The organism is Kitasatospora kazusensis (genome assembly GCF_039529945.1).
GTDB lineage: Bacteria > Actinomycetota > Actinomycetes > Streptomycetales > Streptomycetaceae > Kitasatospora > Kitasatospora kazusensis.
This window is the reverse complement of sequence record NZ_BAAANT010000136.1, coordinates 1-1,000: the sequence shown is the minus strand read 5'-3', so window position 1 is coordinate 1,000 and position 1,000 is coordinate 1. Positions and strand designations below refer to the sequence as shown.

The following is a 1,000-nucleotide window of genomic DNA, read 5'->3' as shown; positions in this document are numbered from 1 at the left end:
GGCAAGGATGATGTCCTTGTTGCCCGTGGTGGTGATGAAGATGTCCGCGATGGAGACGACCTCGTCCAGGGTGGTGACCTGGTAGCCGTCCATCGCCGCCTGCAGCGCGCAGATCGGGTCGATCTCGGTGACGATCACGCGGGCGCCCTGGCCGCGCAGCGACTCCGCGCAGCCCTTGCCCACGTCGCCGTAGCCGCAGACGACGGCGACCTTGCCGCCGATCAGCACGTCGGTCGCCCGGTTGAGGCCGTCGATCAGCGAGTGGCGGCAGCCGTACTTGTTGTCGAACTTCGACTTGGTGACGGCGTCGTTGACGTTGATGGCCGGGAACAGCAGGTTGCCGTCGCGGTGCATCTCGTACAGGCGGTGCACGCCGGTGGTGGTCTCCTCGGTCACGCCCTTGACGGTGGCGGCGACCTCGGTCCACTTGCCGGGGCTGTCCTTCAGGCTGCGGTTGAGCAGCTCCAGGACGATCCGGAACTCGTCGTTGTCGGCGGTGGACGGGTCCGGGGCCGAGCCCTCCTTCTCGAACTCGACGCCCTTGTGGATCAGCATGGTGGCGTCACCGCCGTCGTCCAGGATCATGTTGGGCGTCTGGCCGTTCGGCCAGGTCAGCGCCTGCTCGGTGCACCACCAGTACTCCTCCAGCGTCTCGCCCTTCCAGGCGAAGACCGGGACACCGGCCGGGTTCTCGGCGGTGCCCTCCGGGCCGACCGCGATCGCGGCGGCGGCGTGGTCCTGGGTGGAGAAGATGTTGCAGGAGCACCAGCGCACCTCGGCACCGAGCGCCGTCAGCGTCTCGATCAGCACCGCGGTCTGCACCGTCATGTGCAGCGAACCGGTGATCCGGGCGCCGGCCAGCGGCTGCGAGGCGGCGAACTCCGCGCGGATCGACATCAGGCCCGGCATCTCGTGCTCGGCCAGCTGGATCTCCTTGCGGCCGAACGGCGCCAGGGAGAGGTCGGCGACCTTGAAGTCACCGGTGATGTTGGACGACATG

General features: G+C 68.2%; 1 protein-coding gene. It reads right to left on the bottom strand.

Annotated elements, in window-relative coordinates; translation table 11 throughout:
• Window positions 1–999, bottom strand: a 999-nt coding sequence (locus ABD330_RS32340; protein ID WP_344469887.1) for an adenosylhomocysteinase, incomplete at its 3' end; no start/stop codon positions are given.
• Window position 1,000: the final 1 nt, after the last annotated feature.